The following is a 26,510-nucleotide window of genomic DNA, read 5'->3' as shown; positions in this document are numbered from 1 at the left end:
TGTCCGCGCTGGAAAACCGACGAGATCGACATGGTTCGCGTCGGAACTGGTAGTTCGGGGCATCGAGCTGAAGCATCGGGATGGCAACACCCCGTCGCGATCCCAATGTCAACATGGCCGCCGAGTTGATTGCTACAGCTTTGCCTGGTTCGCTGCTGAGCGGCGCGCAATCAGCAAAGTGACTCGCATGGTATGCCGTCGCTGTCGCGATCGAGCTTGCCGCCCCAGGAACAATTTTCGAGATACCACCGAGCCTCATCGCACGAGCTGATTTGCGAACACGTCAAACGCGGCTGGCAAGACCAGCTTTGCGCAATTCGCGGGAACGAACTTCCCTTGATTGAACACCCCCTTCATTCCAAGCTCAAAATGACCCGGTATCAGGCAGGCGAACTCGAACTTGCCGACGCTGGTGAAGGCCCAGACGATCTCGCCGTTTCCTTGGGGCCCGATGCGGATCGCATTGAGGTCGGCGTGTTCCATATGGGGAAGCCTCTCCATCACGGCCTTATGCTCCATCACCTGCTCATGCGTATCCATGACAATTCGTGGCCGTATTCGCCTTCATGGGTGAAGGCCAGACGCACCGTCTCGCCCTTTTTCACAGTGACTGAAACCGGATCGAACGCCATCGATCCATCTTCGTTCTCGACCATGCTGATCGCGATAGTCCGGTCTACTTTGGCCGCCACGCCCGGCTGACCGATAGTCATCATTTCATGGCCGGCCGGAGTGCATTCCCGTCGCAAGCGCCGGGGAGACGAAGAGGACCATGGCGATTGTTGGCATCATGCATTTCTTCACGCGATTTCTCCTTTGTGAAATGTGTTGAGTTTCACCCATACCGGAGGTGGCCGCGGGCTCTGTTTGGACCGTGATCGACGATCGCCGGAACCGGGTCGGTCGGGACGCCTGCAGCCCTCACCAACTCTTGCGGCCGACCATCTATGGCCCGGGCGGCACCGGGGATAAACTGAGTTGCCGCATCGAAAATGCACCTTCCCTTGCGGTATTCGCGATGTCATCGAACAGGAGCGCGACATCCAGGTAGACGCTACGATCCCGCTCGGCAGTTCCCATTTCATCGAGATCCTGCAGGAAGAAGAGAATGGCTTCGATGCGCTCGCGTTGGGTGTGGGCGTTGGCAAGATGTTCGCGTGCCGCGCGCCGGACTTCCAGAGCCGTAAATCGCGCCAGCGTCTCGTCGAGCCTGGAACGGCACTCACAATCGAGCCGGGCGTCCTTGATCAAATTTGCCAGCCGGCCGACAACGGCCATGTCGGCAAAGCGCCGGGTGCCGTCGACGCCATTCAATGGAACGTTCTGCATCATATCTTCTTCGCTCCTGTCGCAAGGCCAATCAGGTCAGCCGGCGTCCGATCGAGCCATTGGCGCAGCACGGGTGCGACGTTTCGCGGCCGGTCGCAACGTAACCAGACGCAGCGCTTTACAGTTAGCCGTCCCGGTCTCGAAAATCTCTTTGACTGTAATCGGCCATTTTGCAGCCTGTTTGCGCTGGAGCAAACACGGAGATCGATCATCGACAGTATTGCCTTCGCGGATTGAGCTTTTCCGACCGCCGATCATGCGGGTTTCGGAGCGGCACGAGGATGCTGTGTCAGTCATCCCCGTAGAGGAATTCTTGCATGGTTACAGAAGGGAGTGTGCTCACTTTCGATGCGCAGCAGAAGCAGACATCGGCGCCGTTTCGGCCATTTTTTCTTATCGCGGGGTTGGACGCGATTGTAGGCGCGGCGGTCTGGCTGCCGTCAGCGTTCGGAATACAGGCCATCGGCCCAACCGGGATATCTCCCGGCGATTGGCATCGCAACGTGCTTCTGTTCGGGATGGTTCCAGCCATTTTGACTGGCTTTCTGTTGACGGCGCTGCCCCGATGGACAGGACGACGTGCAGTGACGCCGCTCACCACGCGTTTGCTGGTTGCTCTATGGCTGTGCAGCCGGGGGACTTTCCTGTTCCTGTCGCATTCGGCCGGGCTTGCCCTCTCGGCGCTTTTGGTGCTGACGCTCCTCTTGATCGCGGCGAGCCAAGTGATCGCCAGCCGGGACCGCCGCAATCTGAAGATAGTGTTTCTGCTGCTTATCTTCTATGGCAGCAACGTGCTCGCAGCAGCGTCCTACCAGGCAGAATTTGCACTGCGACTAGCCCTGGCTTCGATCATCGGCCTCCTCATGATCATCGGAGGACGGGTCGTGCCGGCTTTGACCATGGCTTACGTCGAAAGCGCCGGCGGCCGGATCTTCATCGATCGCTCCGCTGTTTTTGAGTACGCGGCAGCGGTCGTGGCAGCATGCGCCCTTGGTTCGTGGGTTGTTGCTATAGCGCGACGATCTGGATGAGACGTGAGCGGCGATCTGGATGAGATTCTCAGGTCGCGGTCACGTGCAAATTATCATGCTGATTGTCGCTGGCAAGGCCTTCATCTATTTCTGATTGCCGCTCCGCGACAAGTTCGTGTTTGTTCTTGATTGTCGCGTAAGAGGCTGGCCTGCCGCGCTGGCGTTTGGCTTCCATGGCGGATCTGCGCCGGTAGCTTTCGACGTTCATCTCGAAGATCGTTGCGTGGTGAACAAGTCGGTCCACTGCGGCGAGGGTCATGGCGGGGTCCGGAAAGATTCTGTTCCATTCTCCGAAGGGCTGATTGGCGGTGATCATGATGGAACGCCGCTCATATCTTGCGCAGATGAGTTCGAAGAGCACGCTCGTTTCGGCCTGGTCCTTGGTGACGTAGGCCAGATCGTCGAGGATGAGCAGATCGAACTTGTCGAGCTTGGCGATGGCGGCTTCGAGCTGCAGCTCTCGCCGCGCGATCTGGAGCTTCTGCACGAGATCGGTGGTTCGGGCGAACTGCACGCGCCAGCCGTTCTCAATGAGGGCGAGTCCGATCGCTGCCGCAAGATGCGACTTTCCGCCACCGGGTGGGCCGAACAACAGGATATTGGCGCCCTTGGCGAGCCAGCTGTCACCGGCGGTCATGGCCATGACCTGGGCCTTGGAGACCATGGGTACGGCGTCGAAGGCGAAGCTGTCGAGCGTCTTTCCGGGCGGCAGATGCGCTTCGGCCAGATGCCGTTCGATCCTGCGATGTGCCCGTTCGGCCAGCTCATGCTCGGCGATGGCCGAGAGGAACCGGGCGGCGGGCCACCCCTCTCTATCGGCCTGCTCGGCAAATTGCGCCCAGAGCGTCTTGATCGTCGGTAGCCGGAGTTCGTTGAGCATGATGCCGAGGCGGGCTTCGTCGATGGTGTGGGCGTTGCTCATGCGACGTCTCCCACATGGGTTGCCCCGATCAGGGCTTCATAGCCGTTAAGGGAAGCGAGTTGCACCAAGACGGTCGGCAGCCGTGCGGGGTCCGGGCCGAGGAGGGTTCGCAAGACGGCAATATCGGGCAGGTCGCCGGCGTCGAGGGTCTCGGTGAGTTGCTCGGCAAGCTCACGCTCGCAGCCTCGATCGTGGGCCAGCGCCAGCAGATCGACCATGATCTTGCACGCCTGCCTGTCCGGCAGCCGCTCAATGAGCTCGTCGAAGGCCCTGCGGTATTCCTGCCGCGGGAAGAGCTTGTCACGATAGACGAGATTAAGAAGCGCCATCGGCTTTTTGCGCAGGGAATGGATGACGTGCCGATAGTTGACGACCTGATCGTGCCTCCCGTCGGCATGGCCTCGGCCCCTGGGCAGCGTCATCAGCTTTGTTCCTCCCATAAAGACCTCGAGGCGATCATCGAACAGGCGGATGCGAAGCCGATGTCCGATCAGGCGGGAGGGAACGGTGTAGAAGACCTTGCGCAAGGTGAAGCCGCCGGTCCGCGACACGGTGACGACCACCTCCTCGAAGTCGCTGGTCCGCTGGTCTGGAAGTTCCTGCAGTTGAGGGCGTTCGGCATCGATGCGCTTGCCATGATTGGCGTTGTGCCGGCTGACGATCTCGTCGATGAAGGCTCGATACGCGCCGAGATCGTCGAAATTTCTGCTGCCGCGCATCAGAAGGGCGTCACGGATGGCATCCTTGAGATGGCCATGGCTGCTTTCGATCGAACCGTTCTCGTGCGCGATGCCCTTGTTGTTGCGGGTCGGCGTCATGCGGTAGTGCGCGCAAAGCTCTTCGTAGCGATGCGTGAGATCCTCCTTCGCATCGGCGCTGAGGTTGCGGAAAAGCCGCCGACAGGCTGTCGCTGCGATGATAGAGCGGCGCTCCCCCAAGCGACCACAGCGCGTTCTGCAGTCCTTCGGCCAGGGCCACGAAGCTCTCGCCGCCGAGAATGACATGGGTGTGTTCAAAGCCGGACCAGGCGAGCCGGAAGTGGTAGAGTAGATGATCAAGAGACTGGCCGGCGATCGACACGTCAAGGCTGCCCATGTCGGTAAAATCCGATAGCCCGAGTCGGCCGGGTTCGTGAAGCTGGCGGAAGATAACCTCCTGCTCTTCGCCGTGGATGGCACGCCATGACCGGATGCGCCGCTCCAGCGTTCGGCGAATGCCCGCGCTCAGTTCCGGGTGCCGCCGCAGCATCTCCTCATAGATGGCGACAACACGGATGCCTGGCGCCGCCTTCAAAAGGGGAACGACCTCGGCATCGAAGATATGCTCGAGAGGGTCAGGCCTCCGCCGGCCACGAGCCTTTTGCTTTTGCGATGGCAGGTGCGCGTCCGTCTTGATGCGATAGGCCGTCGCCCTGCTGATCGACGCCTTGGCGGCGGCGACCTCGATAGAATTGTTTTGTCGGTACTTCATAAAAAGCCTCGTCTGATGATCGGTTACATGGCGACCCGGCACAAAGATGGTTCTCCATTCCAGAAAACCACCAAGCTACCGGGCCGACCGCGATCATAAGACGCTGAAAAATTGCGCGGCGGCGGGGGTGTAACTCCGGTCGGGCTACGCCCTCCCTTCGTCACACCCCCGCCGCCGAGTCTCATCCTGATTGACGCTGAGTCTCACCTTGTTTGTCGCCGCGCAGTTGTTGCGCCGCAGGCACAATTCACCGGCCTTGCCTGCGCCCTTGCCGCCTGCAGTCAGGTGATGCGAATCGCCCAGTGGAGGGGATGGCGGATGGTGGCGTCGTCGTCAGTTCTCGCTCTTCATATTGGGTACGGCTGGATCACGGTCGGTTTCGGGCTTCTGGCGATCCACATTTTCGCGCCTGCAAGGCTGGGGCAGGCGGCTGCCGTTCATGCCTGGACGATCGGCGCTATCGGCACGATGGCTCTCGCCATCATGGCGAGCATGATGCGCAAGCACAGCCGCCGCGCCTTCGCGTCTTCGGTTCCGGCGACCGGCGCGTTCGTGGCGATGACGATTTGCTGCCTGTCGCGCCTCCTGGTCGAATTGTTGCCCGGCGACGGCGGTCCTTTAACGAGTCTTTCAGGCACCCTGTGGGTTGTCGCCTTCGGCCTGTTCCTGGTTGCTTTCCGTCGCATGCTCATACCGCAAATATGAGGCAACGCCGGCTTACCAGACCGAGAAGAGCAGAAGCCAGCCGGCGTCGGTGACGATCATGGCCAACCCGACGAAGGATATTGCGAGCACTCGTCGGCCAGGTTCCCGATTATAGAGACCCGTCACCTGCCAACACAGCTCCGGACCAGATAGTCGCAAGCACGAGCATCATCGCACGAAGCGGGCCGACGAATGGAAATTCGATGCCATCCGAACGGAGTTGGCTGACCGTGAGTGCGGAAAGGCCGAGAAAGACTCCGACGCCAGCCAAGGGTATCAGTGCCTGGGCAAGGTGATGGAATCGCGCGGGCTGCCAGGGACCAAGGCCGTTGCTGTCCGTAGTCATGTGTCGCCTGCAATCTCGAGTGTTTTCGATATGATGGAGCTCCCGCTTCATCGCCGACACAATGGCAGCCGATGGCGGTCGCCGCTTTGATGCGCATCAAAGACGTGTGTCTTTGGGCCAGGCATTCTTGCTTATGGAGACGCAGCTTGTTCGCCCGAGGGCTGCGCTGCATAGTATTGGGCAGCTTCGTCTATCTCCTCGGGAGTCATTGCTCGCGCAATGTTTCGCATCTGCTGGCTGATGTCGTTGCGGCGCTTCCCGGTGGCGAACGCCTGCAGTTGGGCTTTCATGTAGACAGCCGACTGGCCTTCAAGCCATGGACTGCCTGCTTTGTTGTCAAGGCTGCCATGGCAAGAGCCGCATGGGGCGATGCCCCGCACAGGTGCGCCATTGATCACGATACGAGGCGCCGGCAGCTGTTGGGCCGGGTGGTAGGCCGGCAACCGAGGCAGAAAATGGTAGTAAGCCGCTAAATCGATCATGTCCTGTTCGCTCAGATGGATGGCAAAGGGACTCATCACGACATTGGTCCGGGCGCCGGATTTGAAGTCCTTCAACTCCTTGTAGATAGCACCTGGGTACTGGCCGGCCAGGTTTGGAGAGTCTGCCCGACTAACGCCCGTCGGACCGTGACAGATCGCGCACTGCTGAGCGAGGGTTGCCCCGCGCCCGACAGATACGCTCGTCGGATTGCTCAACATCGACGAGGTCATCACCACGTCCGAGGTCTTAAAGTCGGGTTGCACCACAGCGGCGCTCGACCGCTGCTGAGGAATGCCGGCGGCACTGCATATCGCATCCCACAGTCCGGCGAGCTTGAGATCAGGCTGCGCGTAAGGAAGCAGTATGAACCCGCCCAGCGCGGTGGCGACCACCAAGGCGGCCGCGATCCCGAAACTCGCCTTGAACCAGGGATTGGTTATGGAGAACAGGCGCTCGGCTGGCATTACTTTGCTCCGATGTAGACGGCCGGAACCGACGTACCCTGGCGTAACGCCAGTTGCGCGATCGGAAATCCGTAATTGGTAATCGTGAGCCCGATCATCAGCGCGATCCAGAGGCCATAGCCGTTCAGGGCCAAGGGGACGGAGATTGGCGGATGGACAGCCGTGCTGAATCGGTAGTCTCCGGTCTCTGTTCTTGGTGCCCGCTGCCCTCGTATGAGCACGAGAATGAAGAGTGCTCCGGAGACCAGTAGAATGAACCCGCCGAAGGTCGACAACGTTACCGACAGTGCGTCCGCTGCCAGCGCAGGGTCGGTGTAATCGAAATAGGCCATGCGGCGCGGCATGCCAAGGATGCCGACATAGTGCCACGGAAAGGTGGTCACGATCATGCCGATGAACCACAGCCAGAGCTGCCAGCGCATGAGGCGGAAGCTGTCAAGCGCGCGGCCGGTCAGATGCGGCCACAGATCGTAAGCGATCGCAAAATACATGATGACGATCGCACCGCCGAAAATGAGGTGGAAATGTCCTGTGATCCACTGCGTGTTGTGAATGGACGAGTCGAGTTGGTAGCTCATGTTGATGAGCCCCCCAGCGCCGCCAAACCCGAGCAGGATGAAGGAAAACGCCGCGGCAAGCATGATGGGGTTGTCCCACGGCAGCGCTGCGATCCATCCGAAGGGACCTCGGCCGCCGCGAAGGCGACCAGCGATCTCGACGGATGCGCAGATGGTAAAGACGGTCAGAAGGGTGGGCAACGCGACGAGCGCAGTGAATGCCGAATGGATGAATTTGAAACCGGCGCCAACTTGCGGGTCGGCGAAAGTATGATGCATGCCGATCGGCATGGCGACCACCAGGAACAGGATGAAAGAGAGCCTGCCCATGGTATCGCTGTAGAGTTTGCCGCCAATGGCCCGCGGCAGGATCGTGTAATAGGCAATGTAGGTGGGCATCAGCCAGAAATAGACAATCGCATGCAGGGTCCAGGAGAAGAAGATGCGGGAAAGCCCGGCGTCGATCGTGGTTTTGAATCCAAGCGCAACCGGCAATATCTGCAATAGCAGTTCGAGAGCCGCTCCTACTGCAGTCCAGGCCCAGAGGTAGGCGCCGGCAACATTGGCGAACATAGGCAGAGGCACGGGCGTGTCGGGGTTGTTCCGCTTCCAGGCGCGCAGGTTGATCGACATCAGCGCGACCCAGATCCAGGACCCGACGACCACCAGCACGACGCCGATATAATAGAACGGGCTTCCGATCAGCGGCGGGTAGAAAGTGTAGAGGACGGACGCGAGGCCCAGCGACACCGGCACCATCGCCGTTACCGCGCCAATCACGATCAGCCAGAAGCCCGCCCATGCCCAGCGGCGGCCGATGAGCGGTTGCTTAAGTGAGCTCTCGGAGATCGCGTAGCCGAAGCCCATGGCAACGAGGGTCGGAAAAACGTAGCCCATTACAGTGCCGTGAGCCGTAAGCGACCGGTAGTACCATTCGGGATTGGTGATCCATGTGTGCAGCGGGCTGCGGATGAACATCTGCCAGGCGCCCAGAAGCAGCGCCAGGCCGAAGACAGCGAAGGCAAGCCAGAAGTGGGCTAGTATCAGGCGTCGGCTATTTAACACAGCTCAGTCTCCCCTGCTGGGACGCCATGGCCATGAATTCGGCCTTGTCGATGACCTTGACCTTGCCCCACATGCCTTCATGGCCGAAGCTGCAGTATTCCTGGCAAGGCATCAGGTATTCGCCCTGCGTGTGGAAGCGTGCGCTCTGCACGGATATGTAGCCGGGAACCAGCATGGTGTTGACGTTGGTTCCCTGGATAAGGAGCCCATGAATGACATCGGCGCTGGTGGCGCGAAAAGTGATTGTCGTGTCGGCGGGAATGAGAATGCATTGCGGTGTGAACGAGTACTGTTGCCCGATGGCGCGAACCGTCACCGACCCATCAGGCTCGAGAGCGCTACCGAGATTGGATTCGACGAACTCGCCCGTCAGATGCAGCGTGCTCGGGTCTGCCGTTTCGACTCGAGCTTGAGGCATGGTGGCCTGGTGAATGCCCGCGAACGCGGCCATGCCGGCAAGAAATACAATGATCAAGACGGCGATCGCTGCCCAGTTTCGCTCGGCACGGGCGGCCGCCGCGGCGTGGTCGATCTGATGCTCGCTCATCGCAGTTTCCGGTCAATTACGGGGATGCATGGGGAAGGAACACGAATAGATAGAACGCCAACCAAAGGGCAACGACGATCGTCGTTGCGATCCCGGCCAGGAGAAATGCGCCGCCTGGTCCGGAGCGCAGCACTCGATCAAGAGCTTCCGCTTCGGTCTCGGAGGAATTCGTTGGGGGGTCATCAGAATCGATCATGTTTTCCTCAGTTCAGCGGCGCGGAACGCAGTACGTTCGCTTCAGCGGCGCCGATCGCCGCACCTCGATTTCCCCATGACGTGCGAATGTAAGTGACAACTGCCGCAACCTCGTTGTCGGACAAGGAGCCCGCGAATGGCGGCATTCCATAAGGCATGGGATTGCCCGCCGTGCCGGGAGGATAACCACCGTTGAGCACCATCCGGATCGCATTTACGGCGGATTCCATCTGGATGGACTGGTTGCCCGCCAATGGCGGGTAATGCGGCGGTGTCCCCTGGCCTTGCGAGCCGTGGCAACTTGCGCATCGGGTGTCGTACACCGTCTTGCCGAGGCTCATCAGAAGACTGCCCTCGCTGGCCGGAACCGACGGCTGCGCCGGCTCGGGTGCGCTATCCTGAGCAATGCTCTTCAGGTAGACCGCCATGGCGCGCGTGTCTTCGTCGCTGAGATATTGCAGGCTGTTGTAGACGACTTCGGCCATCGGACCGTAAACGGCGCCCCGGCTGGAAACACCTGTGCGCAGCAGGTCGGAAATTTCCTTAATGCTCCAGTCGCCTAGCCCGGCTTCCCTGTTCGACGTGAGCGAAGGTGCATACCAGTTCTGCATCGGGATCAAGCCGCCCTTGAACTGCTCGGATTCCGGGCTCCCGCCAAGTGCATTGATCGGGCTGTGGCACATGCCGCAATGGCCCAGCCCCTCGACCAGGTAGGCGCCGCGGTTCCATTCCACGGATTTGCTGGCATCCGGCTGGAACTCACCTTCGGTGAAATACAAGGTTCGCCAGCCCAGGATTAGAGATCGATTGTTATAAGGAAACCCCAGGTCATGAGGTCGGTTCTGCTGCCGCACCGGCTCGATGGATTTGAGGTAGGAATAGATGGCGTCGCTGTCCTGGCGCGTGACCTTGGTGTAGGAAGCGAATGGCATGGCCGGATAGAGCAACCCTTCATCAGGGAACCGACCTGTGTGCATCGTCCTGTAGAACTCGTCGGCGGTCCATTTGCCGATACCCGTCTCGGGATCCGGCGTGATGTTGGATGTGTACAGGGTGCCGAATGGCGTGGGCATGGCCCGCCCGCCGGCAAACAATCGTCCCTCAGGAGCGGTGTGGCAAGCGATGCAGTCGCCCGCCCGGGCCAGATACTCACCTTTCAAAATCGCCGCGGAGGCTACATTTGACGTCTGCTCCTGAGCCGATGCGCTTATCTGATTAAGCTCGAAGTGTGCGACTGCCGAAACGCATGAAATGGTGAGAAGGCCGCCAAGGATTTTCGCTTTGAGCATAGTCATCCCCTCATTTCGGCTGGCTTCCACAATCAAAAGGCAGCGTGAAAGTGCCATGCGGGGCGGGTGACGAGTTTGGCGGCGCTGGTAGTGTCGAAAGCCAGGCCGCGACTGCCTTTACATCCGCTTCGGTTAAATGGCCGGCCACGATTTGCATGCAGTCCGGAGCAGGCGCCGTGCGCGTACCATAGCGCCAGCCGCCAAGTTGCGCGCTCACATAGGATGGGCGCAGACCAAGCAGACCAGGTATCGCCGGCTCCATCCCGGTGAGGGACGGCCCATGACAACTTGCACAAGCTGGCACCGAACGCGCCGAGTCTCCGCGCGTGACCAATTCCTTGCCATGCATCAGGATCTCCTGGGAGACCTCTGGAGTTGCGGGAACGGGAAGTGGTGGGCTTTGTTGGGCAAAATATTCTGCCATCGCCTTAAGATAGGGCTCAGGCAAAAACTCCAGCAAGTAATTCATCGGAGGATAATGTCGGCGTCCGGTCCGAAATGCGCGCAACTGGTTGTAGAGATACCCTGCAGGCTTGCCGGCCAACCGCGGAAAATAGACGTCGCTGGTACCTTTGCCTTTGTCGCCATGGCAAATCGTGCACGCCTGCACGCGAGCCTCAATTGTGTCCGGTACGCTGTTCGCCTGTTGTGCCTGCACGAGGGTGGAGACAGGAGCGAACAGCAGGACGGCGATGACAGCGATCGGAATTCGGACGCTCATCCCAAGCTCCTTGGTTGTGGCCAGCACGATAGCCAAGCCAAGACCATTTTGAAAGCGAAGTTAGCCCGGTCGAGCGAGAAAAGTCGGCCTATTTGATCTGGGTCAAAGCGGGTGGCAGAGATCAAAGTTTTCTTTGAAAACCCGCCAGTTTATCGAAGAGGTCGCCCCCAATGGCCGATGTTGTGTCCAAGCTTGTCACAGAGTGCAATTTGAAGCGCAGCAAGGGTGCGGACTTTCCGACCATCTGGCAGGACACTTTGAAGAGGCATTCATACGTCGCAGGACCGCCGATTCAGGATCGGGATGAGCAAGAGCCTGTGCTCAAAATTCCACTGATAACAGGTCGCCATCTCATATTTGGCGCTTCAGGCTTTCGGCTTGATTGAATTCTGGCGAGGTTTCTCGTCCAAATCCGTTTTGATCGGCGCATGGCGCTGTTTGCGTGACTTATGACGCGATTCGAAAGAGGCGTAGGCCAGCACAGCGAAGAAGGCAAAGAATTCCAACACTAAGATAGTGATCGTCGATCTGTCTATTAGCACATCCGTTCTCCCTTCCTCGACCGGTTGAGGAGACTGTGAGAATGACGGATAGGCGTTGACTTGGATCAACACAAAGCAACGATTGCGGCGACGTCGGTCAATCAGACCACGAAGTCATCGGTATCTGCCCCGTCGATAAGCGAGTCGATTTTGCATTCGGCGGCTAAGCGCGGACCGTCAAGGATTGCTATCATCTGCCCGTCGACCCGAATGCCCGATCTCCCGAGACTCGACAGCGCGCGCGAAAAGGATTCACGAGTCATGCCGAGCTCCGATGCGACGAGCGCCTTCTCAAACGGTAGAATGGCTCGATCTGGCGTCCCCTGTTGCTTCGACAAAGTCAGGACTGGCCTGCTGCCGGTTTTTCGGACACCCGGTTAAGCTAGCATAGCTTGCTCCTCGAACTCGTTGGGGCTGAGATAGCCCAGCGTCGAGTGCCTTCGCCGAGGGTTATAGAAGCATTCGATGTAATCGAACACATCTGCCTTGGCGTGATCCCTCGTCCTGTAGACCTTGCGGGCTGTCCGCTCGGTTTTGAGCGACGAGAAGAAGCTCTCCATCGCAGCATTGTCCCAGACGTTGCCGGACCGGCTCATCGAGCAGGTAATGCCGTGATCGGCCATCAGGCGCTGGAACTGCTCGCTCGTATATTGCGACCCCTGGTCCGAATGATGGAGCAGGCTGTCTGGCTTGCCTCGGCGCCAGATCGCCATGATTAGGGCGTCGGTGACGAGTTGGGCCGTCATCTCGGCCTTCATCGCCCAGCCGACGACACGCCTGGAGAACAGGTCGACGACCGCCGCAACATAGAGCCATCCTTCGGCGGTCCAGATGTAGGTGAAGTCGGCAATCCACTTCTGGTTCGGAGCAGCAGCTTCGAAGGCGCGATCAAGGAGATTGTCCGACACGGCGGCTCGCTCGCCAGTGTCCTTCGGTAGCCCGCGGCGCCGAGGCCGGGCACGCAAGCCGTTCTCCCGCATGAGCCTCTCGACGCGATGAAGACCGACCGCAGGAGACTCCCTCAGCCAAGACGTCGTGCCAGACGCGACGGGCGCCATAGGTGCGGTCGCTGCTCTTGAAGCTCCGGTCGATCCTGGGAACGAGCATCTCGTCGTGCTGGGACCGGGCGCTGGGGCTGCGGTTGAGCCAGGCATGGAAGCCTGAGCGCGACACATCCAGCGCATTGCACAGCCATGCCACCGGCCAGATCGAACGGTGCTTCGCGATAAAGGCGAACCTCATATCGCATCCCTCGCGAAGTAGGCTGCGGCCTTTTTTAGGATGTCGCGCTCCGCCTTCAGCTTAGTAACTTCCCGACGCAGCCGGTCAATCTCCTGCTGCTCAGGCTTCATTTGACCATGGCCGGGAAAGGCATGCTGCGGGTCAGCGCTCGTCTCGCGGACCCACTTGCGCAGCACATTCTCATGGAGATCCAAATCACGGGCCGCCTGCGCCACCGCAACGCCCCGATCCTTCACCAATCTCACCGCCTCAAGCTTGAACTCGCGGCTGAACTTCCTTCTCTGCATTCCCACTCTCCAGTTCCGTTAAACACCTTATCTCGGTGTCCACGAAACCGGCAGCAGGCCAGACATAGCATCCGACTGTTCCCCGTCAGCACCTGTGTCCCAGATTTGAGGTTGTGAATTAAGGAGGGTTTTGATCTCGTCGTCACGACGAAGGAACCAAGATGAGCCCTAAATCCTCAAGTGCCAAGAAGCCTGCCGAGCAGGTGGTAAAGTGTTCCCCGTCAGCACCTGTGTCCCAGATTTGAGGTTGTGAATTAAGGAGGGTTTTGATCTCGTCGTCACGACGAAGGAACCAAGATGAGCCCTAAATCCTCAAGTGCCAAGAAGCCTGCCGAGCAGGTGGTAAAGGACATTCGCCGGGCGACCCGGCGGCATTTTTCAGCGGAAGACAAGATCCGGATCGTGCTGGACGGGCTGCGCGGCGAAGACAGCATCGCCGAGCTGTGCCGCAAGGAAGGGATCGCGCAGAGCCTGTATTACACCTGGTCCAAGGAGTTCATGGAGGCCGGCAAGCGCCGATTGGCGGGTGATACCGCTCGTGCTGCCACCAGCGACGAGGTCAAGGATTTGCGCCGGGAGGCCGGCGCGCTGAAGGAATGCGTCGCTGATCTGACACTGGAAAACCGTCTGCTCAAAAAAAGCATGATCGCGGATGGGGACGAGCAAGAATGAGATATCCCGCATCCGAAAAGCTCGAGATCATCAGGATCGTCGAGCAGTCACACCTGCCAACCCGCAAAACGCTGGACCGACTGGGCATCCCGCGCCGGACCTTCTATCGCTGGTATGACCGTTATGTCGAGGGCGGGCCTGAGGCGCTGCAGGATCGGCCCTCGGCGCCGAGCCGGGTGTGGAACCGCATCCCGCCTGCCATCCATGACCAGATCATCGAACTGGCGCTGGAGCAGTCCGAGCTCTCCCCGCGCGAACTGGCAGTACGGTTCACCGACGAGACGCGCTACTTCGTGTCAGGAAGCCAGCGTTTACCGGCTCCTCAAGGCCTACGATCTGATCACCAGCCCGGCCTATGTGGTGATCAAGGCGGCGAACGAGTTCCACACCAAGACGACGCGACCCAACGAGATGTGGCAGACGGACTTCACCTACTTCAAGATCATCGGCTGGGGCTGGATGTACCTGTCGACCGTGCTCGACGATTACTCCCGCTACATCATCGCCTGGAAACTGTGCAGCACCATGCGGGCCGAGGACGTCACCGACACGCTGGACATGGCACTTACTGCCTCAGGGTGCGACCAGGCCCATGTGCACCACAAGCCTCGGCTGCTCAGCGATAATGGCCCCAGCTACATCGCCGGCGAACTGGCGGACTATATCCAGGACCAACGCATGAGCCATGTCCGGGGCGCTCCAATGCATCCCCAGACCCAAGGCAAGATCGAGCGCTGGCACCAGACCCTCAAAAACCGAATCCTCTTGGAGAACTACTTTCTGCCCGGCGACCTTGAGGCCCAGATCGCAGCCTTCGTCGAACATTACAACCATCGACGCTACCACGAGAGCCTGGCCAACGTAACGCCAGCCGACGCCTACTTCGGCAGGGCCGCAGCCATTATCAAACAGCGAGAAAGGATCAAACGCCAAACCATCCAACATCGGCGCTTGCAGCACCGCAAGATCGCCGCTTAACATCAACCCCAAGATGAGGCCGACACTCCGCTAATCTGCGATCCAATCTGAGCCAAATGATCTGACGACGGACAATCCGCCAGATGGAACGCGGGGTCGCTGGCGAAGCCCTCGCCAAGCTCCCGCCTTTCCCCGAAATGCAGGGCATGCCAAAGCCGGCGACAGGACCCCGATCGGGCGGTGCTCTGACGGACTGGCGACCGGAGGACAAGGTATTCTGGGGTGAAAGCGGCCACCGCATCGCACGGCGCAACCTGTGGCTTTCGATCCCGGCGCTTCTCCTTTCTTTTGCCATCTGGCAGGTATGGTCGGTCGTCGTCGCCAAGCTGCCGCTCGTGGGCTTCACCTTCACCACGGACCAGCTCTTCTGGCTTGCGGCTCTGCCCGGAATCTCGGGCGCGACGCTGCGCATCTTCTATTCCTTCATGGTGCCGATCTTTGGCGGCAGGCTCTGGACGACCCTGACGACCTGGTCCCTCCTCATCCCGGCGGTTGGGATCGGCTATGCCGTGCAGAATCCAGACACGCCGTATGTAGTGCTGCTCTTGCTCGCGTTGCTCTGTGGCCTAGGCGGCGGCAACTTTGCCTCTTCCATGGCCAACATCTCCTTCTTCTTCCCGAAGGCGGAAAAGGGCAATGCGCTTGCGCTTAACGCTGGCCTTGGCAATCTCGGCGTCAGCGTCGTCCAGTTCGTGGTGCCGCTCGCAATCACCGCCGGGATATTCGGCTGGTTCGGTGGCGATCCGGCCATGGTCAAGGGACCGACGGGCGAGGCGCCCTTATGGTTGCAGAATGCCGGCTTCGTATTCGTGCCGTTTATTGCGATCTCGGCTTTTGCGGCCTGGTTCGGCATGAACGACATCGCTTCGGCCAAGGCATCTTTCACTGAGCAGGCTGTGATCTTCCAGCGCCGGCACAATTGGATCATGTGCTGGCTCTACACTGGAACTTTTGGGTCTTTCATTGGCTATTCGGCCGGATTCCCGCTGCTCACGAAAATGTTGTTCCCAGACGTCAACGCACTTCAGTTCGCCTTTCTCGGCCCGCTTGTCGGCGCCCTGTCGCGCTCGGGCACCGGGTGGCTGGCGGACAAATATGGCGGCGCGCGCGTCACCTTCTGGGTCTTCGTCCTAATGATCGCGGGTGCAGCAGGGGTTTTGTGGTTCATCGGCATAAAGGATCAACCTGGTGCATTCCTTGGCTTCTTCGCCGCGTTCCTACTGCTGTTCTTCGCCACCGGTGTCGGCAATGCCTCCACCTTCCAGATGATCCCGGTGATCATGGCCAAGGAGATGAGCCGCTTAATGCCCACGGCAGATGCAGAGACGCGCCGTCGGCAGGCGGAGAAGGAGTCCGCCGCCATCACCGGCTTTACGTCAGCGATCGCAGCCTTCGGCGCCTTCTTCATCCCGAAGAGCTACGGCAGTTCGATCGCCTTGACGGGCGGACCGAGCGCCGCGCTCTGGGGGTTCTTGATATTCTACGTCAGCTGCCTCGTCATCACTTGGGCCGTCTACACCCGCAAGGGCGGCCTTCTTCACGACATCGAGCGTGCCAATCGGGGCGCGTCCGTCCAACCGGCCGTAGCCGAATAATCAGAGGCAAAAGCAATGTCGCATTTTCTCGACCGGCTAACCTTTTTTCGCAAGACCGTCGACAGTTTCTCCGACGGCCACGGCATCGTCACCAACGAGGATCGCTCTTGGGAGGACGGTTACCGCAAGCGCTGGCAGCACGACAAGATCGTGCGCTCCACCCATGGCGTGAACTGCACCGGCTCCTGCTCGTGGAAGATTTATGTCAAGGGCGGCATCGTCACCTGGGAGACACAGCAGACCGACTATCCACGCACGCGGCCCGATCTCCCCAACCACGAACCGCGCGGCTGCGCGCGTGGTGCCTCCTATAGCTGGTATCTCTATTCCGGCGCGCGGGTGAAATACCCGATGATCCGCGGCCGGCTGTTGAAGCTGTGGCGGGCCGCCCGCACCACGATGCCGCCCGTTGCCGCATGGGCCTCGATCGTCAAGGATGCTGACAAGCGGCAATCCTACATCTCTATCCGCGGCCACGGTGGCTTCGTGCGCGCCACCTGGGACGAGGTGAACGAACTCATCGCGGCGGCCAATGCCTATACGGTAAAGGCACATGGTCCCGACCGTGTCATCGGCTTCTCGCCGATCCCGGCCATGTCGATGGTCTCGTATGCAGCGGGCTCACGCTACCTGTCGCTGATGGGTGGCGTGTGCATGTCCTTCTATGACTGGTATTGCGACTTGCCGCCGGCCAGCCCCCAGACTTGGGGCGAGCAGACCGACGTTCCTGAAAGCGCCGACTGGTACAATGCCGGCTTCATCATCGTTTGGGGCTCCAACGTCCCGCAAACACGGACGCCCGACGCGCACTTCTATACCGAAGTTCGTTACAAGGGCACCAAGAGCGCCGTCGTCAGCCCGGACTACGCCGAGGCGACCAAGTTTGCCGACATCTGGCTCAACCCGAAGCAGGGGACCGACGCTGCACTGGCGCTGGCCATGGGCCACGTCATTCTTCGCGAATACTACCTTGATCGTACTGTCCCGTATTTCGACGATTACGCCCGCAAATACACCGACCTGCCGTTCCTGGTGCGCCTCACGGAGCGTGATGGTCGGTTCGTTCCCGAACGGCTCCTGCGGACCTCGGAGATCGCAGGTGGCTTGGGCGAGAGCAACAATCCGGAATGGAAAACGGTCGCGATCGACGAGGCCACCGATGCGCTCGTCTCGCCGCGCGGTTCGATAGGCTATCGCTGGGGCGAGGGCGCCAAATGGAATCTCGAGGAAAAGGACGGCAGTGGCCAAGACATTCGGCTCAGGCTGACGCTTGCTGGCAAGAAAGCCGAGATTGCAGCTGTCGATTTCCCCTACTTCGGCGGTCGCGCGACCGAGCATTTTGTCTCGACCGATCACGGTGAGATCCTCACCCGCAGTCTCCCGATCCGGCGGATCAAGCTGAGCGATGGCTCCAAGGTGGCAGTTGCCACCGTGCACGACCTGATGATGGCCAATTATGGTCTCGATCGTGGCTTTGGCGGCGATCACGCGGCAAAGAGCTATGACGAGGACGTGCCGTTCACGCCCGCCTGGGCGGAGCGCATTACCGGGGTAAAGCGCGATGCGATCATCACGGTTGCCCGTGAATTTGCCACTAACGCGGAAAAAACCAACGGCCGTTCGATGGTCATCCTCGGCGCTGGTGTGAATCACTGGTACCACATGGACATGACGTACCGGGGGATCATCAATCTCCTGGTCTTCTGCGGCGCCATCGGTCAATCGGGCGGCGGCTGGTCACATTACGTGGGACAGGAAAAACTCCGCCCGCAGACGGGCTGGACACCGCTTGCGTTCGGGCTCGACTGGAGCCGGCCACCCCGGCACATGAACTCGACGTCCTTCTTCTATGCGCAGACCGACCAGTGGCGCTACGAGACCCTGACGGCTGCCGAAATACTGTCGCCGACCGCGCCCGAAGGAGACTGGAACAAGAGTTTCATCGACTACAACGTTCGCGCCGAGCGTATGGGCTGGCTGCCCTCGGCGCCCCAGCTGAAGCAGAATCCGTTGACGATCGCCGCCAAGGCCGAAGCCGCCGGTCTTGAGCCGAAGGACTATGTGGTCAAGGCGCTGAAATCCGGTGAACTGGAACTCTCCTGTCATGATCCCGACGATCCGGACAACTGGCCGCGCAACATGTTCGTCTGGCGCTCAAATCTCCTCGGCTCATCAGGCAAGGGGCACGAATATTTCCTCAAACATTTGCTCGGCACCACCCACGGTGTGATGGGTAAGGACCTCGGCGCGGAAGGGGCGGTCCGCAATACCGAAGTCGTCTGGCACGAGACGGCGCCGCAAGGAAAACTCGACCTTCTGGTCACGCTCGACTTCCGCATGTCGACCACCTGCGTCTACTCCGACATCGTGCTGCCGACGGCAACCTGGTACGAGAAGAACGACCTCAACACGTCCGACATGCATCCCTTCATCCATCCGCTGTCGGCGGCAGTGGATCCTGCCTGGGAGTCGCGCTCCGACTGGGAGATTTACAAGGGCCTCGCCAAAGCCTTCTCGGAAGTATCCCAGGAGGTGTTAGGCGTTGAGCAGGATGTGGTTCTCACTCCGATCCAGCATGACAGCCCGGCCGAGATGGCCCAGGCCCTCGACGTGAAGGACTGGAAGCTCGGCGAAGTCGAGCCAATCCCGGGCAAGACCATGCCGTCCGTGACGCTGGTAACCCGCGACTATCCCAATCTCTACGCCCAGTTCACGGCGCTGGGGCCGTTGATGACGAAAATCGGCAACGGGGGCAAAGGCATCGCCTGGAACACCAAGCACGAAGTCGAGGCGCTCGGAGCGCTGAATGGCGTCCATCTCGATGGTGCGGGCAAGGGCTTGCCGAAGATCGAGACCGACATCGACGCTTGCGAGGTCATTCTCATGCTGGCGCCGGAGACCAATGGCGAGGTCGCGATCAAGGCCTGGGAAGCCTTGTCGGAAATCACCGGCCGAGAACATGCCCACCTTGCCTTGCCGAAGGAAGACGAAAAAATCCGCTTCCGCGATATCCAGGCGCAGCCGCGCAAGATCATCTCTTCACCGACATGGTCCGGCATTGAAAGCGAGAAGGTCTGCTACAACGCCGGCTATACCAACGTCCACGAATTGATCCCGTGGCGGACATTGACCGGCCGCCAGCAGCTCTACCAGGATCACCTGTGGATGAGGGCCTTCGGCGAGGGGCTCGTCACCTGGAAGCCGCCAGTCGATCTCAAGACGATCCCGGGTATCAAGGACGTCCGTCCCAACGGGCACAAGGAAATCGTCCTCAACTTCATCACGCCTCACCAGAAGTGGGGCATCCATTCCACCTATACGGACAATCTGCTGATGCTGACGCTCAACCGCGGCGGCCCGGTGGTGTGGATCTCCGAGACCGACGCCAAGACGGCCGGCCTGGTCTGTCCGTCGTCAGATCATTTGGCTCAGATTGGATCGCAGATTAGCGGAGTGTCGGCCTCATCTTGGACTTGCCCCGAAAAAGTGGAGAGTTTCCTTCTGATGAAAGGCGACCTCGATGACGAAACAGAGACAGTTTACGGATGCGTTCAAGGCGGAGGCGGTTGGCCTTGTGCGAACGAGCGGTCGGACGAAGCGGCAGATCGCGGAGGATCTTGGTGTTGGTTTCTCGACGCTGACGCGATGGATGGGTCGGCAGCTGGATCGTGAGATGGGCGATCCTGGGCGTCCGCCTGATGCTGATGTCGCCGCTGAATTGAAACGGCTGCGGCGGGAGAATGAAATCCTTCGGCAGGAGCGGGATATCTTGAAACGGGCGACGGCTTTTTTCGTCAAGGAGGGAAGTCGGTGAGGTTCGCGCTCATCGACCAGGCGAAGAAGGATTTCCCTGTGGACCGTTTGTGCGCGACGCTGGGTGTCAGCCCGAGCGGCTACTTTGCCTGGGGGCGCCGGCCGGCGTGCCGCCGGCAGCGCGACGACATGATAATGCTGGCGCATGTGCGATCGTCGTTCGCGCTGTCGAACGGAACCTATGGTAGCCCGCGCATGACGCGGGAACTGCAAGACAATGGCTTTGCCATTGGCCGGCGACGAACGGCGCGTCTGATGCGGGAGAATGGCCTCCAGGCAAGACAGAAGCGGCGGTTCAAGCGCACGACGGACAGCGAACACGCCTTTCCGGTTGCCCCCAATGTCATCGACCAGGATTTTGCCGCCACTGGTCCCAACCAGAAATGGGGTGCCGACATCTCCTACATCTGGACGCGGGAGGGCTGGTTGTACCTTGCTGTCGTCATCGATCTGTTTGCCCGCAAGGTCGTTGGCTGGGCTGCTGGCAACCGGCTACACCGCAGCCTGGCTCTGGCAGCGCTCAACAAGGCGTTCGTCATGCGGCAGCCGGAACCCGGCCTCATTCACCACTCCGACCGCGGCAGCCAATATTGTTCTATCGACTACCAAGCCGAATTGCGTGCCGCCGGCGTCATCATCTCAATGTCAGGCAAGGGCAATTGCTTTGATAACGCCATGGTCGAAACATTCTTCAAGACGCTGAAAACTGAACTGATCTGGCGCACCTCTTTCCTTACCCGCGCCGATGCCCAAGCCGCCATTGCCCGATATATCGACGGCTTCTACAATCCCATCCGGCGGCATTCCGCGCTCGACTACATCAGCCCGATGCAGTTCGAGCGAAACGCCGCCGAATGAGCAACCCGCTCTCCACTTTACCGAAGCAAGTCCATCTTGGGGTTGATGTTAAGCGGCGATCTTGCGGTGCTGCAAGCGCCGATGTTGGATGGTTTGGCGTTTGATCCTTTCTCGCTGTTTGATAATGGCTGCGGCCCTGCCGAAGTAGGCGTCGGCTGGCGTTACGTTGGCCAGGCTCTCGTGGTAGCGTCGATGGTTGTAATGTTCGACGAAGGCTGCGATCTGGGCCTCAAGGTCGCCGGGCAGAAAGTAGTTCTCCAAGAGGATTCGGTTTTTGAGGGTCTGGTGCCAGCGCTCGATCTTGCCTTGGGTCTGGGGATGCATTGGAGCGCCCCGGACATGGCTCATGCGTTGGTCCTGGATATAGTCCGCCAGTTCGCCGGCGATGTAGCTGGGGCCATTATCGCTGAGCAGCCGAGGCTTGTGGTGCACATGGGCCTGGTCGCACCCTGAGGCAGTAAGTGCCATGTCCAGCGTGTCGGTGACGTCCTCGGCCCGCATGGTGCTGCACAGTTTCCAGGCGATGATGTAGCGGGAGTAATCGTCGAGCACGGTCGACAGGTACATCCAGCCCCAGCCGATGATCTTGAAGTAGGTGAAGTCCGTCTGCCACATCTCGTTGGGTCGCGTCGTCTTGGTGTGGAACTCGTTCGCCGCCTTGATCACCACATAGGCCGGGCTGGTGATCAGATCGTAGGCCTTGAGGAGCCGGTAAACGCTGGCTTCTGACACGAAGTAGCGCGTCTCGTCGGTGAACCGTACTGCCAGTTCGCGCGGGGAGAGCTCGGACTGCTCCAGCGCCAGTTCGATGATCTGGTCATGGATGGCAGGCGGGATGCGGTTCCACACCCGGCTCGGCGCCGAGGGCCGATCCTGCAGCGCCTCAGGCCCGCCCTCGACATAACGGTCATACCAGCGATAGAAGGTCCGGCGCGGGATGCCCAGTCGGTCCAGCGTTTTGCGGGTTGGCAGGTGTGACTGCTCGACGATCCTGATGATCTCGAGCTTTTCGGATGCGGGATATCTCATTCTTGCTCGTCCCCATCCGCGATCATGCTTTTTTTGAGCAGACGGTTTTCCAGTGTCAGATCAGCGACGCATTCCTTCAGCGCGCCGGCCTCCCGGCGCAAATCCTTGACCTCGTCGCTGGTGGCAGCACGAGCGGTATCACCCGCCAATCGGCGCTTGCCGGCCTCCATGAACTCCTTGGACCAGGTGTAATACAGGCTCTGCGCGATCCCTTCCTTGCGGCACAGCTCGGCGATGCTGTCTTCGCCGCGCAGCCCGTCCAGCACGATCCGGATCTTGTCTTCCGCTGAAAAATGCCGCCGGGTCGCCCGGCGAATGTCCTTTACCACCTGCTCGGCAGGCTTCTTGGCACTTGAGGATTTAGGGCTCATCTTGGTTCCTTCGTCGTGACGACGAGATCAAAACCCTCCTTAATTCACAACCTCAAATCTGGGACACAGGTGCTGACGGGGAACAGCGGATGATCTTGTCGACGGGGATAATCTGGAAGTTGTTTCCTCTGAAGTATCGGATCAGGGCCTCTATCTCCTCAAGCGTCGGTCGCCGATCGCGCTCGTTGCCCTTGCCAACAAGACCCAAGCGGGTGAGGGCGACACGACCAAGTTCCACCGGCTCCGCTGAATAAGGCAGTCCATGCACAGCCGCGCCGTGCACCAGCAATGTCCGGACGTATCCGATGTCTATTCCAACGGTGACAGGTCCGGCGCCTTCCTCCGCTCGTCCCTTGCCGAACTTGATGACCTGTTCGCGATTAAGATCGGCGATGTTGAGCCTTCCGAGCCTGGCTCGTAGCAGGTCCAGGCTGAATGCCTTCGAACGCCCGATCACCTTGCCAACTTCCGTCATATCCGCGATATGCAGGTCGATCAGGTCGGAGACCGTTTTGATCCCGTCCTTGTGCTTGGGAGCAGGCTTCTGACCCAGGTCGATTTCTCGCTCAATTCGGCGCGCCCACATCTCGGCGTCCTTGCGGAGCGAGAAGCTGGTGGTGAGGTAGTGGCCCTTGCAGCGAACCTGCACACGCCACTTGCCGGAAGCCAACTTGTTGATGCATGCCATGGGTGGTCTCTTTTTCGTGCACGCTGTGTGCACAGGGAGGAGTACAAAATGCGAAAACTGACGGATATCGTGTCGTACAAACGGCGAACGTGTGCACGTTTTAAGGCCCTGAAAATACGAGAAAAAGCGTGATAAATCAATCCCATAGGATTTCCGTTGCGCCTATGATGGACTGGACGGACCGGCATTGCCGGTTCTTCCATCGTCAGCTGACGCGCCGGGCGCTGCTCTATACCGAGATGGTTGTGGCTGATGCTGTCATCCAGGGGGCACGGGATCGGCTGCTTGGTTTCGATGAGGCGGAGCATCCGGTTGCGCTGCAGCTCGGCGGTTCGGATCCGCGCAAGCTTGCCGAGGCAGCGCGTATCGGCGAGGCCTTTGGTTATGACGAGATCAACCTCAATGTCGGCTGCCCGTCCGACCGTGTCCAGTCCGGCACGTTTGGCGCCTGCCTGATGAGGGCCGGTTCTCGTGGCCGACTGCGTCGCGGCGATGAAGGAGGCCGTGAGCATTCCCGTTACCGTCAAATGCCGCATCGGTGTCGACGAGCAGGACCCGGAGCCGGCGCTCGATGCGCTGGCCGACGGCGTGTTTGCCGCCGGTGCCGACGCGCTCTGGGTGCATGCCCGCAAGGCGTGGCTGGAGGGGCTGAGCCCAAAGGAAAACCGTGATATCCCGCCGCTCGACTACGGTCGCGTCTATCGTTTGAAAGCTAGAAAGGCCAACGAATTCATTGGCATCAATGGCGGCATTCAATCTCTCGAGGAAGCCCGCCAGCATCTTGAATTTGTCGATGGCGTCATGCTTGGCCGCGCCGCCTATCACACGCCGGGCATCCTGGCGGGAGCTGACGCCGCTATCCATGGCGGGGAAGCCGTGCCATTCGATTTTGCCGGTTTGATCGACGCCATGGCGAACTATGCAGCCCGCCATATCGAGCGCGGCGGCCGGCTCGGCCATGTCACCCGTCACATGGTCGGAGTGTTCCACGGCTTGCCGGGAGCGCGCCGCTACCGGCAGATACTGTCCACCGATGCGACCAAGCCGGGCGCGGGGTCCGACGTTCTGAGAAAGGCTTTTGCCGCTGTCGATTTCGGCGGGGCGGCCGCCGAAGCCGCCTGACAGGGTCAATCGAAGCGGATTTGACCGGGATCAATCGAAGCCGCTTGACCGGGATCAATCCCTGAGGATCATCCGGTCACCGCGCACGTCGAAGCCAGACAGCGAGCCGATAAAATTCATGCCGAGCAGGCTCTGGCCGAGTGCGCCGGGTGCGGCAACCATGACCGACATGTTCTTGCGCACGATACCGCCGATCGCGAGTTCGTCCGTCCTTACCGCCGCGGCGCGCGCCATGCCGTTGGCCGTGGAAACCGGTATGGTGAAGTTGAGTTTATCCGGGTCAAACCCGGCTGCGCGGGCGTCCTGGGCGGTCAGCACCGTGCTGGTCGCGCCAGTGTCGACCAAGGCCCGGACCGCCGTGCCGTTGACCAGGATGCGCGCTTCGAAATGGCCATTGTCAGCCTTGTCCAGCGACACGGTGGCCCGGCCATCTTCCAGGCCCAGCGCAAGCGGGCTGCCGGGAACAAGACCGGCTGTCACTCGGCTGGCGACATCCTGCAATTCATAGCGATATTGATAGCCGGCGATCAGCACCAGCACGATTGCCGCCCATGCGGCGAGATTTCTAAGCATGTCGCCCATCGGCCTGCCTGACCGAAGCAAACCCGAGCCGATGAGTGCGGCAAATGCACCAAGCCAGATCAGCCGTCCGAAATCGTAATTCTCGACGCCCATCGTGCTGCCGGCGGAATCGTTGAACATGAGCAGGGCCGCGCCTACTCCGATCACGGCCATCAATATCCAGAACAGACGGTTCATGGGCGCGGCCAGTTCATGAGAGTGCGTCGCGTTCGCGCGCCATGCGCGTGCGGCGCGTTTCGCGGCGCGGCCGGCGCTCCACCGTTTCCAGGCGGGCAGGCAGTTCGGCCATGACCCCTCGTCGCGTTTCCGGCGTCATGCTGATCCACGCGCCGATTTCATCGCGTGTGCGACCGCAACCGAAACAGAAGCCGGTTTTCATGTCGATTGAACAAACCAGGATGCACGGAGATTCGATGGCCGTCATGACTTTCTCTTGAAGACTTCCGTGCGGAAGCCCTTGTTCCCTTCCACATGGTGCAACGGCCGGGCCAATGCAAGCTCTTCGGATTCCGCCGTCTACAACCGCGTTCGCGCCAATGCCGGGAGGTTGTGTCGACAAGACAACGCAGCTATGCCGCTGATCGATTCCAAGGATCAGGACCGATATGACCAGTGCGCTGCCTCTCGACGATTTTCGCAATCTGCTGGCGAGCCTGCCAGCCGCCGATATGACAGCTGTGGAACGCGTGCGCCTGCTGTTTTCGAAGGCGGACAAACCGCAAGGCTCGCTCGGCCGAATCGAGGATATCGCCGCGTGGCTCGCGGCCTGGAGCGGTCGTGCGCCACCTGCGGTGAACCGGCCGCTGGTGGCCATCTTTGCCGGAAACCATGGCGTGACCCGTCACGGCATTTCTCCGCGGCCGGTGGCGGCCACGGCGAACGCGGTCGAGCTGTGCGCGGCCGGCGGAGCGGCGATCAACCAGGTCTGCATCGGCAATGATCTTGGCCTGAAGGTGTTCGACCTGGCGCTGCACATTCCGACGGCCGACATCACGCAGGATGCCGCGCTCGACGAGCGCGGCTGCGCCGCCACCATGGCCTTCGGCATGGAAGCCATTGCCGGCGGCACCGATCTCATTTGCCTTGGCGACCTCGGCGTCGGCAATTCCACTGTTGCCGCCGCGCTGCTTGCAGCGCTGTTCGGGGGCAGGGGCAGGGATTGGGTCGGTCCTGGATCCGGCGCCAATGCGGCGATGCAGGCGCGCAAGGCAGGCGTGGTCGACACGGCACTTGCCTTCCACGGTGCCAATCTCCGTGATCCGCTGGAAGCATTGCGCCGTGTCGGCGGTCGCGAGCTTGCCGCGATCGCCGGTGCCATCCTCGCCGCACGCATGCAGAAGATCCCGGTGCTGCTCGACGGGTTTGCGGCGACTGCGGCCGCGGCAGTGCTGTATGCGGCCAATCCCGCCGCCCTCGATCACTGCCTGCTTGCCAGCCTCTCGACCGAACCCGCGCACGCCCCCGCTGCCGAGCGGCTTGGACTTCGCCCGATTTTCGACCTGGGGATGAGCCATGGCGAGGGGGTAGGAGCCGCCCTTGCTGCAGGTCTGGTGAAGGCCGCTGCGCTGACCAGTTCGGGCATGGCGGCAGCAGTTCGCGGATAGGCG

General features: G+C 60.5%; 20 protein-coding genes and 5 pseudogenes. 8 read left to right on the top strand and 17 right to left on the bottom strand.

The genetic code is table 11. The annotated features are described in order from the left end of the window. Positions 1 to 170 precede the first annotated feature (170 nt). From LGH82_RS33575 to LGH82_RS04625, 4 genes are all read right to left on the bottom strand, one after another. The gene (locus LGH82_RS33575) at positions 171 to 287 is read right to left on the bottom strand and encodes an excalibur calcium-binding domain-containing protein (protein ID WP_227347482.1); all 117 of its coding nucleotides are present in this window, start codon (positions 285 to 287) and stop codon (positions 171 to 173) included. Beyond that, positions 256 to 540 carry a hypothetical protein gene (locus tag LGH82_RS33570; RefSeq protein ID WP_413771423.1) on the bottom strand — a complete coding sequence of 95 codons (285 nt, stop codon included), beginning with the start codon at positions 538 to 540 and terminating at the stop codon, positions 256 to 258. The genes LGH82_RS33575 and LGH82_RS33570 overlap by 32 nt, the downstream gene beginning before the upstream one ends. Continuing rightward, positions 519 to 716, bottom strand: a complete 198-nt coding sequence (locus tag LGH82_RS33565; protein WP_413771422.1) for a hypothetical protein — start codon at positions 714 to 716, stop codon at positions 519 to 521. Before LGH82_RS33565 ends, LGH82_RS33570 begins: the two co-directional genes overlap by 22 nt. A gap of 229 nt (positions 717 to 945) precedes the next feature. Next, on the bottom strand, positions 946 to 1,332 hold the full coding sequence (locus LGH82_RS04625; protein WP_227347481.1) for a hypothetical protein: 387 nt from the start codon (positions 1,330 to 1,332) through the stop codon (positions 946 to 948). Positions 1,333 to 1,646: 314 nt separating this feature from the next. Between LGH82_RS04625 and LGH82_RS04620 the strand changes: the two genes are divergently transcribed. After that, positions 1,647 to 2,360, top strand: coding sequence for an NnrS family protein (locus LGH82_RS04620; protein ID WP_227347480.1), 714 nt, complete (start codon positions 1,647 to 1,649; stop codon positions 2,358 to 2,360). 28 nt (positions 2,361 to 2,388) lie between these two features. Here LGH82_RS04620 and istB read toward each other — a convergent pair whose 3' ends face one another. After that, positions 2,389 to 3,282 carry an IS21-like element helper ATPase IstB gene (istB, locus tag LGH82_RS04615; protein WP_227344001.1) on the bottom strand — a complete coding sequence of 298 codons (894 nt, stop codon included), beginning with the start codon at positions 3,280 to 3,282 and terminating at the stop codon, positions 2,389 to 2,391. After that, positions 3,279 to 4,752 (bottom strand): annotated as a pseudogene (gene istA / locus LGH82_RS04610) (IS21 family transposase). Before istA ends, istB begins: the two are co-directional and overlap by 4 nt. 111 nt (positions 4,753 to 4,863) lie before the next feature. Between istA and LGH82_RS04605 the strand changes: the two are divergent. Then, positions 4,864 to 5,457, top strand: a complete 594-nt coding sequence (locus tag LGH82_RS04605) for an NnrS family protein (RefSeq protein WP_227347479.1) — start codon at positions 4,864 to 4,866, stop codon at positions 5,455 to 5,457. Positions 5,458 to 5,934: 477 nt separating this feature from the next. Here the strand turns inward: LGH82_RS04605 and LGH82_RS04600 are convergent, their stop codons facing one another. The 7 genes and pseudogenes from LGH82_RS04600 to LGH82_RS04565 form a co-directional block, all read right to left on the bottom strand. Beyond that, positions 5,935 to 6,750 (bottom strand): c-type cytochrome, encoded by an 816-nt coding sequence (locus LGH82_RS04600; protein ID WP_227347478.1) that lies wholly within the window; start codon positions 6,748 to 6,750, stop codon positions 5,935 to 5,937. After that, on the bottom strand, positions 6,750 to 8,372 hold the full coding sequence (locus LGH82_RS04595; RefSeq protein WP_227347477.1) for a b(o/a)3-type cytochrome-c oxidase subunit 1: 1,623 nt from the start codon (positions 8,370 to 8,372) through the stop codon (positions 6,750 to 6,752). Before LGH82_RS04595 ends, LGH82_RS04600 begins: the two co-directional genes overlap by 1 nt. Then, a complete protein-coding gene (locus tag LGH82_RS04590; protein WP_227347476.1) occupies positions 8,362 to 8,919 on the bottom strand; it encodes a cytochrome C oxidase subunit II in 558 nt (185 codons plus the stop codon). The genes LGH82_RS04595 and LGH82_RS04590 overlap by 11 nt, the downstream gene beginning before the upstream one ends. A gap of 203 nt (positions 8,920 to 9,122) precedes the next feature. Further along, positions 9,123 to 10,403, bottom strand: coding sequence for a c-type cytochrome (locus tag LGH82_RS04580; RefSeq protein ID WP_227347474.1), 1,281 nt, complete (start codon positions 10,401 to 10,403; stop codon positions 9,123 to 9,125). A 10-nt stretch (positions 10,404 to 10,413) separates the two neighbouring features. Further along, complete coding sequence (locus tag LGH82_RS04575; protein ID WP_227347473.1) at positions 10,414 to 11,124, bottom strand: c-type cytochrome; 711 nt, start codon at positions 11,122 to 11,124, stop codon at positions 10,414 to 10,416. 643 nt (positions 11,125 to 11,767) lie between these two features. Then, positions 11,768 to 12,004 carry a helix-turn-helix domain-containing protein gene (locus LGH82_RS04570; protein ID WP_227347472.1) on the bottom strand — a complete coding sequence of 79 codons (237 nt, stop codon included), beginning with the start codon at positions 12,002 to 12,004 and terminating at the stop codon, positions 11,768 to 11,770. Positions 12,005 to 12,043: 39 nt separating this feature from the next. After that, positions 12,044 to 13,195 (bottom strand): annotated as a pseudogene (locus LGH82_RS04565) (IS3 family transposase). A 297-nt stretch (positions 13,196 to 13,492) separates the two neighbouring features. On the opposite strand from LGH82_RS04565, the pseudogene LGH82_RS04560 reads away from it, so the two are divergent. The 4 genes and pseudogenes from LGH82_RS04560 (at position 13,493) to LGH82_RS04545 (ending at position 21,111) form a co-directional block, all read left to right on the top strand. Next, a pseudogene (locus LGH82_RS04560) lies at positions 13,493 to 14,845 on the top strand (IS3 family transposase). Positions 14,846 to 14,916: 71 nt separating this feature from the next. After that, positions 14,917 to 16,416 (top strand): annotated as a pseudogene (locus tag LGH82_RS04555) (NarK family nitrate/nitrite MFS transporter); the annotation flags it as partial. 39 nt (positions 16,417 to 16,455) lie between these two features. Further along, positions 16,456 to 20,112, top strand: a complete 3,657-nt coding sequence (locus LGH82_RS04550; protein ID WP_319799913.1) for a nitrate reductase subunit alpha — start codon at positions 16,456 to 16,458, stop codon at positions 20,110 to 20,112. Further along, positions 20,015 to 21,111, top strand: a protein-coding gene (locus LGH82_RS04545; protein WP_413771415.1) for an IS3 family transposase whose coding sequence is annotated in 2 segments (ribosomal slippage) — positions 20,015 to 20,236 and positions 20,239 to 21,111 — 1,095 coding nt in all. Because the reading frame shifts where the segments join, the coding sequence is not laid out codon by codon here. Before LGH82_RS04550 ends, LGH82_RS04545 begins: the two co-directional genes overlap by 98 nt. Positions 21,112 to 21,159: 48 nt before the next feature. On the opposite strand, the gene LGH82_RS04540 is transcribed toward LGH82_RS04545, so the two are convergent. Further along, positions 21,160 to 22,511 (bottom strand): IS3 family transposase gene (locus LGH82_RS04540; protein ID WP_227344189.1). Its coding sequence is split into 2 segments (ribosomal slippage): positions 21,160 to 22,175 and positions 22,175 to 22,511, totalling 1,353 coding nucleotides; the frame shifts between segments, so codons are not numbered across the junction. A gap of 52 nt (positions 22,512 to 22,563) precedes the next feature. Then, entirely contained in the window at positions 22,564 to 23,199 is a 636-nt protein-coding gene (locus tag LGH82_RS04535; protein WP_227347471.1) for a hypothetical protein, read from the bottom strand. A 164-nt stretch (positions 23,200 to 23,363) separates the two neighbouring features. Between LGH82_RS04535 and dusA the strand changes: the two are divergent. Then, positions 23,364 to 24,321 (top strand): annotated as a pseudogene (gene dusA, locus LGH82_RS04530) (tRNA dihydrouridine(20/20a) synthase DusA). Positions 24,322 to 24,375: 54 nt separating this feature from the next. On the opposite strand, the gene LGH82_RS04525 reads toward dusA, so the two are convergent. Together LGH82_RS04525 and LGH82_RS04520 are read right to left on the bottom strand one after the other, a co-directional pair. Next, positions 24,376 to 25,080: a TIGR02281 family clan AA aspartic protease gene (locus LGH82_RS04525; RefSeq protein WP_227347470.1), complete on the bottom strand. Its 705-nt coding sequence runs from the start codon at positions 25,078 to 25,080 to the stop codon at positions 24,376 to 24,378. 13 nt (positions 25,081 to 25,093) lie between these two features. Then, the gene (locus LGH82_RS04520; protein WP_227347469.1) at positions 25,094 to 25,327 is read right to left on the bottom strand and encodes a DUF1289 domain-containing protein; all 234 of its coding nucleotides are present in this window, start codon (positions 25,325 to 25,327) and stop codon (positions 25,094 to 25,096) included. Positions 25,328 to 25,508: 181 nt separating this feature from the next. Between LGH82_RS04520 and LGH82_RS04515 the strand changes: the two genes are divergently transcribed. Then, the gene (locus tag LGH82_RS04515; protein WP_227347468.1) at positions 25,509 to 26,507 is read left to right on the top strand and encodes a nicotinate-nucleotide--dimethylbenzimidazole phosphoribosyltransferase; all 999 of its coding nucleotides are present in this window, start codon (positions 25,509 to 25,511) and stop codon (positions 26,505 to 26,507) included. Positions 26,508 to 26,510: the final 3 nt, after the last annotated feature.

The organism is Mesorhizobium sp. PAMC28654 (genome assembly GCF_020616515.1).
Taxonomy (GTDB): Bacteria; Pseudomonadota; Alphaproteobacteria; order Rhizobiales; family Rhizobiaceae; genus Mesorhizobium.
The sequence above is the reverse complement of the archived record's forward strand: the minus strand, read 5'-3'. Positions and strand labels throughout refer to the sequence as shown.